The sequence below is a fragment of the Amycolatopsis mediterranei genome (assembly GCF_026017845.1).
GTDB lineage: Bacteria > Actinomycetota > Actinomycetes > Mycobacteriales > Pseudonocardiaceae > Amycolatopsis > Amycolatopsis mediterranei.
This window is the reverse complement of the sequence record NZ_CP100416.1, coordinates 598,493-610,315: the sequence shown is the minus strand read 5'-3', so window position 1 is coordinate 610,315 and position 11,823 is coordinate 598,493. Positions and strand designations below refer to the sequence as shown.

Here is an 11,823-nt window from a genome sequence, read left to right as displayed (position 1 = left end):
TGGCGCAGCTACTTCGACGGCGTCGGGGAAGCCGGCGCCGACGCGGGTGCCTGCGACGCCGCCGGCACCTTCGGGGCGTTGTAGGTGTCCATGTCGGTGATCTTCCACTTGTCGCCCTGGAGCTGGGCGTTCAGGTGGAGCTGGGCCGTGCCCGCCGTCGTCTTCTTCGTGTCGGTGCGGGTCGAGGTCTGGTCGACGAAGACCATCACCTTCGCCAGGTCGCCGTTCAGCATGATCACCGCCGCGCGCGTCACCTTGCACGTCACGATCATCTTCTGGGCCGGCGCGAGCCGCTTCACCTCGCCCATCAGCGAGTTGTACTTGTTCTTGACGTCGTCGTTGGCGAGCAGGTCGTTCGCCGCGTCCTCGGTCTTCTTGATGTTGTTGAAGTCGTAGGAGAACAGCGCCTCGGCCGCCTTCGACACCGCGTCCTTGACCTGCGCGGTCTTCGCGACGTCCAGCAGCGCCGTGTTGCTCGTAGCCGAGGAGACCTTGACCTCTTCGGACTTGAACCAGAACGCCAGCCCGCCCAGGATCAGCGCGACCAGCACCAGCGCACCCGCCACGAGGTACGTCTTCGGCACCTTCGCGCCCGCGCGCTTCTCCGGCTCCGGATCGGCAGCCGAGACCGGAACCTCGGATTCCTCGGTCGGCTTCGCGATCCCGGTGTCCCGCTTCTTCCGCCGCGGCGCCGGCCGCGCCGGGGCCTCCTCCTCGTCGGCCGATGGCTCCCCCGTGAGCGCGTCGACCCGCGGCTCCTCTTCGACCTCGGTGCCGACCGCCGCGAACACCTGCGTGTCCTCGGCCGGCGCCAGGTCGTCGAGCTGCCCGCTGGTGGACTCCACCGGCTCGGCGGGCTTGGCGGCCGGCCGGGGCGCCGGACGCGGCGCCGGCCGCGGACGCGGCTTCGCGGGCGGCACGGCGGGCAGCTGACCGGTCCGCTCGGCGGCGGTCTCGTCCGTCGGGGGCTTGCGCAGCCCGGCCACGCGGGGACGCCGCGACGGCGACGGGGTGCTGCGCGGCGGCTGGCGGCGGGAGGGGGGCACTACGGGCTCCTTCTGGGTGACGCTACTGGCCGGCCGCGACGAGCGGGACGCTGTCGATGCCGGACAGCTTCCAATCCTCGCCCACCTTGCTCATCGAGACTTCGAGGCGCAACGGCTTCGCGCTGCTCTTGTCCCCCTGGGTGACGGTGGTGGCGATGGCGGCGAGGAAGCTGGCCTTGCCTTCGTGGTCGTCCAGCTCCTCGACGGCGACGTCCTGGACGTCCGTGGTGACCTTCGTCTTGGCGTCGGCGAGGGCCTTGCGGAACGTCGGCGCCGACTGGTCGATCTGCTGCGACATCTTCTCGTCCGACACGGCCTTCTGCCGGGTGAAGAAGCCGTCGAGATCGGTGTAGTCGACCTCGGTGTAGGCCTTCAGCGCGTTGGTGCCCGCCTTCACCACGGCCTCGCGCGACGCCGCCAGGCCGGCGTTGTCGTCGTTCGCGGCCATCCACCACTGGACGCCGAAGATCGCCGCCGCGATGAGGGCGGCCAGTGCCAGTGCCGCGGCGCCGAGCACCAGGGTCCGCGAGGCGTCCTTCGGCGGCGCCGCGGAAGACTCTTCCGCTACCGACGTGGCGGCCGGCTCGTCCGTGCTCATGACACTCCAGGGTAGGTAACGGTCGTCAAAATCCGCGTCAGGTCAGGCCGAGCAGCGAGCCCAGGCTGGTCAGGCTGACGCCGGGGCTGCCGACGATGCCCGGCACCCCCCGGGTGTCCCGCTCCTCGGCCAGCTCCTGCGCCGGCCGGTTCGCGTTGGCCGAGACGTCGCTGTCCGACGGCGCGACCGGCACCCCGCCGTAGGGCGCGTTCTGCGCCCCGCGGACGTTGATCGGGCTGCCCTTCGGTTCGGCACAGTACGCGTCTTCCTTCGCCGGCTTCGCCGAGAGGTCGTTGCCGGTGCGGTACTTCGAGTACGGCAGGTACCCCTTCGTGCAGGCCGGCGGGTTGAACAGGTTGAGCACCAGGCCGAGGTGCGCGGTGCCGTCGCCGGGCGCCACGCTGCTCGCCGCGCCGGCCAGCGCCGGGTAGGTGACCAGGCCCTGCTCGATCCCGTCGAGGCGGGTCACGGTCAGGTTGGCCGTGGTGAGCAGGTTCGCCGTCAGCGCACCCAGGCCCGGGCCGGATTCGGCCAGCACCTGGCTGATCTGCGACGCCACCTGCGGGGTGATCCCGATGAGCTTGCGCAGGTCGCCGTCGGAGTTCTTCAGCGTGCCGGTGAGCTCGTTGAGGCTCTTGCTGAACGAGGCGAAGTTCGCCGCCTCGGCGTTCTGCGTGTCCAGCACCTGGCCGCCGGCGTCCAGCAGCTGGATCGTCTGCGGCAGGTACTGCTGCGCCGTCGTGGTGAAGCTGCGCGCGGTGTCCAGCAGCTTCTGCAGGTCGCCGCCGGTGCCGCGGAAGGCGTCGTAGGACTCGTCGACGACCGTGCGCAGCGAGTCGACCGGGACCGACGCGGCGAGCGAGTCGAGGTCGCCGATCAGCCGGTCGGTGCTGACCGGCGTGGTCGTCTTGGTCGCCGGGATCACCGAGCCGGCCGCCAGGTAGGGGCCCTGGTCGGCCTTCGGCTTGAGGTCGACGTACTGCTCGCCGACCGCCGACCGGTTGGCGACGACGGCATCGAGGTCCGCGGGTACCTTCGGCGCCGAGGGGTCGATGTTGAGGTCGGCCTCGAGCCCGGTCGCGGTGAGCCGCATTTCGCCGACACGGCCGATGTTGTAGCCGCGGTAGGTCACCTCGGCGTTGGTGAAGATGCCGCCCGATTCGTTGAGCTGCAACTTCACCGTGTAGCCGTCGTTGCCGAACACGCTGCCGAGCCCGGCGAACCGGATCAGCGCGTACACGATCGCGACGACCGAGATCACCACGAAGGCGATCAGCTGGATCTTCGTCCGGCGGATCAGCATCAGCCCGCACCTCCCGGCAGGAGCCCGAAGAGGTTGCCCAGGCCCGGCTTCGACTGCTGCTGCCCGGTGCCGGGGATCGGCAGCGGTGGCGGCTGGTTGGCCGGCGTGCCCTGCACCCCGCCGGTCAGGCCGGCCAGCGGCAGCTGCCCGGACAGGGCGTTCTGCCGGCTGTTGCCCAGGTTCTCCACGACGGTCTTCAGGTTCAGGTCCACCTTCGCGAACAGGTTGAAGTAGTCGCCCTTGACGCCGTTGACGGCCTGGTCGCTGAACGGGAAAGTCAGCAGGATCTCCAGCGCCTTCGGCAGGTCGTTGCCCGCCTCGCCGAGCTTCTGCAGCGTCGGCGTCAGCGCCTTCAGGTCGGCGACGAGGTCCTTCTGCGACTTGTTCACCGTGTCGGTGGCGACGCCGGAGAGGTTGTCCAGCGCCTGCAGCATGGTGACCAGCTGGCCGCGCTGCTGCTCCAGCACGCCGAGCCCGGGCCCGAGGTTGTCGACCGCGCCGACCAGCTTGTCCTTCTGGTCGTTGAGGGTCGAGGAGAGCCGGTTCAGCCCGTCGATGGCCCGGGTGATGTTCTTCGACTGCCGGTCGAGGTTCGTCACCAGCTGGTTCGCGTTGTCCAGCAACGCCTTGATGTCCGGCTCGCGGCCGGACGTGGCGTTGTTGAGCTCCTTGGTGATGGTGTTCAGCTGGTCGACGCCACCGCCGTTGAGCAGCAGGGACAGCGCCCCGAGCAGCTCTTCGACCTCGACGCTGCGGTTCGTGCGGGCCAGCGGGATGGTCGCGTTGTCGGCGAGCTTGCCGTGGGCCTGGTCGGCGCCGGGCGAGGCCAGCTCGACGTACTTCTCCCCGAGCAGGCTGGACTGCTTGACGTTGGCGATCGCGTTGGCCGGCAGCTTGACGTCGCCGTTGACCCGCAAGGTGACCAGCGCGTGCCAGCCGTCCTTGGTGAGCCCGACGTTCTCGACCCGGCCGACCGGCACCTCGTCGACCTTCACCCCCGCCTGCGGGGTCAGGTCGAGCACGTCCCGGAACTCGACGTTCACCGTGTACGGGTGGTCGCCGAGGTCGGCGCCACCGGGCAGCGGCAGGTCGTAGATGCCCTTGAAGGCACAGCCGGAGAGCGCCAGCGCGGACACGGTGGCCAGCACCCCGACGGTCAGGAGTTTCTTCACTGGCCACCTCCGTAGAGCTGCCCGGCGATGGGCAGCGGCAGCGGCGGCAGCTGACCGGACTGCAGGGCCTGCACGGTCTGCGCCACGGACGGCAGCGGGATCACCTTGTCGACCACGCCGGCGATGCTCTCGCAGGCGTTGCCGAGCACGTCCGGAATGCCCTTGCTGCCGACCTGCTTGAGCAGCCGGCAGATCATCACCAGCGGCGGCTGGGTCAGCTCGTTGAGGTTCGGCCGGGCGTCGAGCGTGCCCGCCGCGCCGTTGTAGGTGTTGACCAGGTTGCTCAGGCCGACCGGGGCGACGTCGAGGATCTCGGCGAGCGAGCTGCGCTGGTCGACGAGCACCTTGGTGATGCCGGCCAGCTTGTCCACATTGGACTTGAGCCGGTCGTGGTTGGCGTCGATGAACGCCTGCACCGCGGTCAGCGTCGTGCCGAGCTGCTGCACGGTCGCGGCCAGGTTGTCCTTTTCGGACGCCAGGTAGCCGCTGACGCCGGCGAGCTGGCTCTCGAAGCTGCGGACCTGCTTGTCGGAGTCGGCCAGCGTCTGCGAGAACTTGCCGAGGTTCTCGACGGTGGAGAACAGGTCGTCCTTGTTGCCCGACAGCGTGCCGGCCGCCTGGCCGAGCTTGGTGATCGTGTCGTGCAGGGCCTTGCCGTTGCCGTCGACGTTGGCCGCCGCGGTGTTCAGCAGGTTCGACAGCGACCCGGACTTGTTGGCGCCGTTCGGGCCGAGGGTCTCGCTGACCCGGGCCAGGCTGGCCGCCAGCTGGTCGACCTCCAGCGGCACCTCGGTGCGGTCGAGGCCGATGACCGCGCCGTCGGAGATCCGCGGGCCGCCGGTGTAGGCCGGGGCCAGCTGGACGTAGCGGTCGGACACCAGCGACGGCGCCACGATGAGCGCCTTCGCGTCCGCCGGGACGGCGACCGAGCGGTCGTACTCGAAGTCGACCTTCACCTGGTTGCCCATCGGGGTGATCTTGGTGACCGTGCCCATGTCGACGCCGAGCATCCGCACGCTGTTGCCCTCGTACAGGCCGACGGCGCCGGCGAAGTACGCGGTCAGGTGGTTGCGGCCGGCGTCCTTGAGGGTCCACCAGATCCCGCCGGCGACGACGAGCGCGAGGACGATCGCGATGGTGAAGCCCCGGGTCAGGGCCAGTCCGAAGCGGGTGTCACTCATTTCGTGTAGCACCCCTCTTCGTTGATCGGGCCGAACGACGGCAGCAGCAGGCCGCAGATGTAGTTGTCGAACCAGCGGCCGTTGCCGATGGTGTTGGTGAAGACGCGGATGAACGGCGCGAACTTCTTGAGCCCCTCGGCGAGGGAGTCCTGGTTGCGCTGCAGCATCGACGTCAGCTGGTCGAGCTGGGTCAGCACCGGGTCGAGCTGCTTTCCGTTGTCGTCGATCAGGCCCTGCAGCTGGGTGGCCAGCTCGCGGGAGCCGTCCAGCAGCGCGGTGATCGCGTCCTCGCGCTTGGCCAGCTCGGCGAGCAGGTCGTTGCCGTCGTCGAGCAGCTTCTGCACCTCGGCGTCGCGGTCGACCAGCGTCTGCGACACCTGGCGGGTGTTGGCCAGCAGGTTCGACAGCTGCTGGTCGCGCGAGGCGATCGTGTCCGACAGCTTCGACAGCCCCGACAGCGCGCCCTTCACGTCCTGCGGCGTGTTGGCGAAGGTCTGCGAGATCGTGTCGAAGCTCTGCGCCAGCTGCTTGGTGTCGATGTTGTCGACGGTCTGGGACAGCCCGCGGAAGGCGTCGAGCACGTCGTAGGGTGCCATCGTGCGGTCGCGCGGGATGCCGGTGCCCGGGTTCAGCGCGGTCTCACCCTGCGGGTCCAGCGACAGGTACTTCTGCCCGAGCAACGTCTTGATCTTGATCGCGGCACTGGTCCGGTCGCCCAGCCAGGCGTCCTTGACCTTGAAAGACACCTTCACCGACGCGCCGTCGAGCGCGATGTCGCTGACCTTGCCGACCTTGACGCCGGCGATCCGGACGTCGTTGTCCTTCTGCAGCCCGGAAGCCTCGCTGAACTCGGCGCTGTAGGTGGTGCCCCCGCCGATCACCGGCAGGTCGTCGGAGTTGAGCGCGGCGGTGAAGGCGAGCGCCAGCACGACGATCCCGACCAGCGCGATCGGCACGGGGTTGCGCTTCTGGAAGGACTTCATCCCTGGCACCTCGCCCGGTTCGCCGGGATCAGGGGCAGGGCGACGTCGTTGATCAGTGGCGGCAAGCTCACGCTCCCGGAGAACTCACAGGCGTAGAAGTTGAACCAGGAGCCGTAGTCCGCGGTGCGGGTCAGCGTGCTCACCTTGGTCGGCAGGAACTGGATGAAGTGCTCCAGCTCCGGCTCGTTCTTGTTGAGCGCGCTCGTCAGGTTCCCGAGCGCGTCGATGTCGTTCTTCAGCGGCTCGCGGACCTCGCCGAGCAGCCCGGACGTCGTCTGCGCCAGGTTGCCGAGGCTCTCGATCGCGTCGCCGATCGGCTTGCGGTCGGCGGCCAGCCCGGACACCAGCTGCTGCAGCTTCACGATCAGGTCGTTGAGCTGCGGCGTGTGCGCGTTGACCGTGTCGAGCACCGAGTTGAGGTTGTCGATGACCTCGCCGATCACCTGGTCCTTGTCGGCGATCGTGGTGGCCAGCGACGCCGTGTGCGAAAGCAGGCTTTCCACGGTGCCGCCCTCGCCCTGCAGGACCTGGATGACCTCGTAGGACAGCTTGTTGACGTCCTCGGGGTTGAGCGCGGTGAACAGCGGCTTGAAGCCGTTGAACAGCTCGGTCAGGTCCAGCGCCGGCGTGGTCCGCTCCAGCGGGATGGTGCCGCCGGGCGGCAGCGTCTTGCCGGCGCTGTCGTCGCCCTCGCCGAGCGAGACGTACCGCTGCCCGACCAGGTTGCGGAACTTGATCTGCGCGGTCACCCCGGCCGGCAGCGTCCGGCCGGCGTCGACCTCGAACTCGACCTCGGCTTGGCGCTTGTCGACGATGTGCACGTCCTTGACCTGCCCGACCCGGACGCCGGCGATGCGGACGTCGTCGTTGGGCAGCAGCAGCGTCGCGTCGGTGAAGCGCGCGTTGTAGGCGTTGGTGCTGGTGGTGTTGATGTTGGCGATGCTGATCCCGAGGATCGTCGTGAACAGCACGGTGACGACCACGAAGATGCCGAGCTTGATCAGCGGCGCGAGCAGGCCCCTCACTTGACCGTCACCTCCGCACCCCGGTACAGCGGGCCGACGAGCAGCGAGCTCCAGCCCGGGACGTCCGCGGCGCTCATGCCCAGCTGCGGGCCGAGCAGGTCGGCCAGGAAGCCCTGCTCCGCCGTCGAGTACGCCAGATCACCACCGCTGCCGCCGTTGCCGGCCGAGTCCGCCTTGAACTTGGCCGGGTTGAGGCCCTCGCCGACGCTCTTCGGCGCGGCCTGGTGCAGCGTGCCGTCCTTGAACGCGCCGTCCGGCGGCTCGGACGGGAACGGCTTCGGGATGTCCTTGATGTCGTAGCAGCGCGGGCCGCGCTTGTCGTCGAACCGCGGCTCTTCCTTGCCCGCCTGGTACGGCGCGCGCGGGACGATGATCTCGATGGTCGCGTGCAGGCCGGGCTGGTTGGTGCCCTTGCCGAGCGCCTGGTCGATCAGCGGCACGTTCTTGGCCATCTGGGAGATCACGCAGGGGTACTCCGGCGCGTACTTCGCCAGCAGTTCGGCCGTCGGCCGGGCGGTGTCGACGAGGGAGATGATGTTGTCCTTGTTGTTCTGCAGGAACGTCTGCAGGTCCACCGAGGCCTGGGTCAGGCTGCCGTAGAGGTTCGACAGGTTCTGCCGCTCGTCGACCACGGTGCGGGTTGTCGTGCTCAGGTTGTCCAGGCTCTGCACCAGGTCCGGGGCCGCGTCCTTGAGGTGGTCGGAGAACTCCGCGAGCGCCTTGAGGTTGTGCTGCAGCTCCGGCTCGTGCGGGTTCAGCTCGCCGATGTAGGTGCCCAGCTGCGAGAGCGTGTCGCCGAGCTGGTCGCCGCGGCCCTGCAGCGCGGTCGAGATCGCGGTGAGCGTCGCCGACAGCTTCTGCGGCTGCACCGCCTGCAGCACCGGCATCAGGTGCTCGAAGGCCTGGTCCAGCTCGATCGCGCTCGACGTGCGGTCCTGCGGGATGACGTCGCCGTCTGCGATCGTCTTGGCCGACGGGTCCTTCGGGATCTCCAGCGAGACGAACCGCTCGCCGAAGAGCGTCTTGGGCAGGAACCGCGCCGAGACGTTCTCCGGGATGAGCTTCGCGGACTCCGGCTGGAGCGCCAGGGTCAGCTCGGCGCCGTGGTCGGTGGCGACGATGTCCTGCACCGAGCCGACGATCAGGCCGCGCACCTTGACGTCGGACTGCTTGATCAGCTGGTTGCCGATCTTGTCGGCCTGCAGCCTGACCGTGACGACCGGGGTGAACGCCTTGTCGTAGAGCGCGATGGACAGCGCCACCCCGCCGACCATCACGGCGATGAGCAGCAGGCCGAGCAGCCTGCGTCGGAGCGTCCTCATCCCGCGATCCTTACCGTGACGTCGGTTCCCCAGATGGCGAACCCGATGAAGAAGTTCATGATCGACACCGTGACGATGGACAGCCGCACGGCCTTGCCGACCGCGACGCCGACCCCGGCCGGGCCACCGGTCGCCCGGTACCCGAAGTAGCAGTGCGACAGGATGATCAGGACGCTGAACAGCAGCACCTTGATGAACGAATACAGCACGTCCTGCGGGGGCAGGAACAGGTCGAAGTAGTGGTCGTAGGTACCGGCCGACTGGTGGTAGATGTAGATCACGACCAGTCTCGACGCGAGGTACGAGCTCAGCAGGCCGATGATGTAGAGCGGGATGACCGCGACGAACCCGGCGATGATCCGCGTCGTCACCAGGTACGGCAGGCTCGGCACACCCATGACTTCCAGTGCGTCGATCTCCTCCGAGATCCGCATGGCGCCCAGCTGCGCGGTGAACCCGGCGCCGACGGTGGCGCTCAGGGCGAGCCCGGCGACCAGCGGGGCGATCTCGCGCGTGTTGAAGAACGCGGTCAGGAAGCCGGTGAAGGCCGACGTCCCGATCGAGTTCAGCGCCGAATAGCCCTGGAGGCCGACGAGGACACCGGTGAACAGCGTCAGGCCGACCATCACGCCCACCGTGCCGCCGATGACCGCCAGCGAGCCGGACCCGAAGCTCACCTCGGCCAGCAGCCGGAGCACCTCTTTGGTGTAGCGGCGCAGCGTCCGCGGCGTCCACAGCAGCGCGCGGCCGTAGAACGACATCTGGTCACCCAAGGTGTCCAGTGTCTGGAGGGGTCGGTTGACGACGCGTTTCGCGCCCTGGAGGAACGTCATGGCGCTAGTCCAGCTTTCCGGGCACGATCTGCAGGTAGATCAGGGTGATCACGAAGTTCACGACGAACAGCAGCAGGAACGTGATGACCACCGACTGGTTCACCGCGTCCCCGACGCCCTTCGGGCCGCCGGAGGGGTTCAGGCCCCGGTAGGACGCGACGACGGCGGCGATGAACCCGAAGATCAGCGCCTTGAGCTCGCCGACCCAGAGGTCGGGCAGCTGCGCGAGGGCGGAGAAGCTCGCCAGGTACGCACCCGGCGTCCCGCCCTGCAGCACGACGTTGAAGAAGTAGCCGCCGAGCACGCCGATGACGCTGACCATGCCGTTGAGCAGGAGCGCGACCAGCATCATCGCGAGGGTGCGCGGCACGATCAGCCGCTGCACCGCGGAGACGCCGAGCACCTCCATCGCGGCGATCTCTTCGCGGATGGTCCGGGCGCCGATGTCGGCGCAGACGGCGGAGCCGCCCGCACCCGCCACCAGCAGCGCGGTGACCAGCGGACTGGCCTGCTGCACGGTGGCGAGCACGGAGCCCGCGCCGGTGTAGGACTGCGCGCCCAGCTGGCGGGCGAGCGACCCGAACTGCAGCGAGATGACGGCACCGAACGGGATGGCCACCAGGGCCGTCGGCAGGATCGTCACGCTCGCGATGAACCACGACTGCTGGATGAACTCCCGCAGCTGGAACGGGCGCTGGAACAGGCCGCGGACGATGTCCAGGCCGAGAGCGAACAGGTTCCCGGTCTCGCGGAGCATGCCGATCCCGGGGATCTTCGCCTGTGTTGCGGGAGAGCTCACCGGCCACCTGGCCCGTTGTTCGGTGGCATTCGGTGCGTGCCGGTTCTCGGCGGCTGGCCGCCGGGGATCCGCGCCACCTGGTCGGCGGGCAGCTGCCCGTGGTGCTGGTTCGGGACGCCGTCACCCTGCGGGCGGGCGCCGACCTGCTGCGGCTGCCCGCGGTGCGGCCGCACACCGTAGTGGCGCTGCTCCTCGGGGCTCAGCGACTCGATGATGCTTTCCTGCGCGGCCGGCGGCAGCCGGTGCATGATCTCCATGACCCGGTCCTTGCGGCGGACGGCACCCATCCGGGTGGGCACGCCCGGCGTCGGCTGCATCTGCGGCGGCACGCCGGAGACGTCCTCGACCCCGCCCGCGTGGTGGCCGGCTTCGAACATCGCCTGCTCGGCGGCCATCTGGGCGCTGTCCTTCTCCTCGGACATGCCGATCGGGCCCTGCATCTTGCCGTTGAGGAACTGCTTGACGACCGGCTCTTCGCTGGTCAGCAGCACCTCGCGCGGGCCGAACATGACCAGTTCCTTGCGGAAGAGCATGCCCAGGTTGTCCGGCACCGTGCGGGCCAGGTTGATGTTGTGGGTGACGATCAGGAACGTCGCGTCGATCTGCGCGTTGACGTCGAGGAACAGCTGCGAGATGTAGGTGGTGCGGACCGGGTCGAGGCCCGAGTCCGGCTCGTCGACCAGGATGATCTCCGGGTCGAGCACCAGGGCGCGGGCCAGGCCGGCGCGCTTGCGCATCCCGCCGGAGATCTCGCCCGGCAGCTTCTTGTCGGCGCCGTTCAGACCGGTCATGTCGAGCTTCTCGAGCACGATCCGGCGGATTTCCGTCTCGGACTTCTTCGTGTGCTCACGCAGCGGGAAGGCGACGTTGTCGTAGAGGTTCATCGAGCCGAACAGCGCGCCGTCCTGGAAGAGGACACCGAAGAGCTTCCGGATCTCGTACAGCTTGTGCTCGGAGCAGGTGACGATGTCCACCCCGTTGATCATGCAGCGGCCGCGGTCGGGCTTGAGCAGCCCGATCATCGACTTCAGGAAGACCGACTTGCCGGTCCCCGACGGGCCGAGCATGGCCGACACTTCGCCCGGGGGGAGCGTCAACGTGACGTCCCGCCAGATGGCCTGCTTACCGAAGGACTTCGTCAGACCTTCGATGACCACCTCGGCACCCATCGCACCTCCAGGAGCTGTTCCGCGTCATTGCGCCCGCTGCCACACCCTGCCACCCACGCCGGCGGCGAGTGTGGGCCGGTGGCGCCCACGAACCCGCGTCAACCAGGTGCAACGAGCTGAGTGCGAACAGGTTACTCACCAGTTTTCTTTTCTGGCCAGCCCCGGGTCCATCGTCACCCCGCCGTGATCGCCAACTGGCAGCACGGTAGCCCAAACGGGGCAACGGCGCAGGTCCGGGCGCCCCCGGATCCACGATTTAGGGACCCCGGGGAGATCCGGACAACGCTCCTAGGGGTTTCGGCGGGTCCGCAGCTCAGGAAGTCGCAGACACGGAAAGGGGCGGGCATCCGCAGTGGATGCCCGCCCCTTTCTCGAGGTGGTGCAAGGCGCTG

General features: G+C 68.7%; 11 protein-coding genes. All 11 read right to left on the bottom strand.

What is annotated here, in order from left to right:
- Nucleotides 1-8 precede the first annotated feature (8 nt).
- The 11 genes from ISP_RS03145 to ISP_RS03095 all read right to left on the bottom strand — a co-directional run bounded on the left by ISP_RS03145 (nucleotide 9) and on the right by ISP_RS03095 (nucleotide 11,431).
- Nucleotides 9-986 (bottom strand): hypothetical protein, encoded by a 978-nt coding sequence (locus ISP_RS03145; RefSeq protein WP_013222541.1) that lies wholly within the window; start codon nucleotides 984-986, stop codon nucleotides 9-11.
- Between the two features lie 82 nt (nucleotides 987-1,068).
- Nucleotides 1,069-1,644, bottom strand: coding sequence for a hypothetical protein (locus tag ISP_RS03140; RefSeq protein WP_013222540.1), 576 nt, complete (start codon nucleotides 1,642-1,644; stop codon nucleotides 1,069-1,071).
- 37 nt (nucleotides 1,645-1,681) lie between these two features.
- Complete coding sequence (locus ISP_RS03135; protein ID WP_013222539.1) at nucleotides 1,682-2,947, bottom strand: MCE family protein; 1,266 nt, start codon at nucleotides 2,945-2,947, stop codon at nucleotides 1,682-1,684.
- Nucleotides 2,947-4,119, bottom strand: a complete 1,173-nt coding sequence (locus ISP_RS03130) for an MCE family protein (RefSeq protein ID WP_013222538.1) — start codon at nucleotides 4,117-4,119, stop codon at nucleotides 2,947-2,949. The genes ISP_RS03135 and ISP_RS03130 overlap by 1 nt, the downstream gene beginning before the upstream one ends.
- Complete coding sequence (locus tag ISP_RS03125; protein ID WP_013222537.1) at nucleotides 4,116-5,300, bottom strand: MCE family protein; 1,185 nt, start codon at nucleotides 5,298-5,300, stop codon at nucleotides 4,116-4,118. Before ISP_RS03125 ends, ISP_RS03130 begins: the two co-directional genes overlap by 4 nt.
- Nucleotides 5,297-6,283, bottom strand: coding sequence for an MCE family protein (locus ISP_RS03120; RefSeq protein ID WP_013222536.1), 987 nt, complete (start codon nucleotides 6,281-6,283; stop codon nucleotides 5,297-5,299). Before ISP_RS03120 ends, ISP_RS03125 begins: the two co-directional genes overlap by 4 nt.
- Nucleotides 6,280-7,308 carry an MCE family protein gene (locus ISP_RS03115; protein ID WP_013222535.1) on the bottom strand — a complete coding sequence of 343 codons (1,029 nt, stop codon included), beginning with the start codon at nucleotides 7,306-7,308 and terminating at the stop codon, nucleotides 6,280-6,282. The genes ISP_RS03120 and ISP_RS03115 overlap by 4 nt, the downstream gene beginning before the upstream one ends.
- A complete protein-coding gene (locus ISP_RS03110; protein WP_013222534.1) occupies nucleotides 7,305-8,630 on the bottom strand; it encodes an MCE family protein in 1,326 nt (441 codons plus the stop codon). The genes ISP_RS03115 and ISP_RS03110 overlap by 4 nt, the downstream gene beginning before the upstream one ends.
- Entirely contained in the window at nucleotides 8,627-9,463 is an 837-nt protein-coding gene (locus ISP_RS03105) for an MlaE family ABC transporter permease (RefSeq protein ID WP_013222533.1), read from the bottom strand. Before ISP_RS03105 ends, ISP_RS03110 begins: the two co-directional genes overlap by 4 nt.
- A gap of 4 nt (nucleotides 9,464-9,467) precedes the next feature.
- Nucleotides 9,468-10,220 carry an MlaE family ABC transporter permease gene (locus tag ISP_RS03100; RefSeq protein WP_013222532.1) on the bottom strand — a complete coding sequence of 251 codons (753 nt, stop codon included), beginning with the start codon at nucleotides 10,218-10,220 and terminating at the stop codon, nucleotides 9,468-9,470.
- A gap of 38 nt (nucleotides 10,221-10,258) precedes the next feature.
- Nucleotides 10,259-11,431 carry an ABC transporter ATP-binding protein gene (locus tag ISP_RS03095; RefSeq protein WP_013222531.1) on the bottom strand — a complete coding sequence of 391 codons (1,173 nt, stop codon included), beginning with the start codon at nucleotides 11,429-11,431 and terminating at the stop codon, nucleotides 10,259-10,261.
- Nucleotides 11,432-11,823: the final 392 nt, after the last annotated feature.

Excerpts from the sequence above, each read along its gene's own strand:
- ISP_RS03140 (WP_013222540.1), bottom strand. The coding sequence starts at position 1,644 with ATGAGCACGGACGAGCCGGCCGCCACGTCGGTAGCGGAAGAGTCTTCC.
- ISP_RS03135 (WP_013222539.1), bottom strand. The coding sequence starts at position 2,947 with ATGCTGATCCGCCGGACGAAGATCCAGCTGATCGCCTTCGTGGTGATC.
- ISP_RS03125 (WP_013222537.1), bottom strand. The coding sequence starts at position 5,300 with ATGAGTGACACCCGCTTCGGACTGGCCCTGACCCGGGGCTTCACCATC.
- ISP_RS03120 (WP_013222536.1), bottom strand. The coding sequence starts at position 6,283 with ATGAAGTCCTTCCAGAAGCGCAACCCCGTGCCGATCGCGCTGGTCGGG.
- ISP_RS03110 (WP_013222534.1), bottom strand. The coding sequence starts at position 8,630 with ATGAGGACGCTCCGACGCAGGCTGCTCGGCCTGCTGCTCATCGCCGTG.
- ISP_RS03105 (WP_013222533.1), bottom strand. The coding sequence starts at position 9,463 with ATGACGTTCCTCCAGGGCGCGAAACGCGTCGTCAACCGACCCCTCCAG.
- ISP_RS03100 (WP_013222532.1), bottom strand. The coding sequence starts at position 10,220 with ATGCTCCGCGAGACCGGGAACCTGTTCGCTCTCGGCCTGGACATCGTC.
- ISP_RS03095 (WP_013222531.1), bottom strand. The coding sequence starts at position 11,431 with ATGGGTGCCGAGGTGGTCATCGAAGGTCTGACGAAGTCCTTCGGTAAG.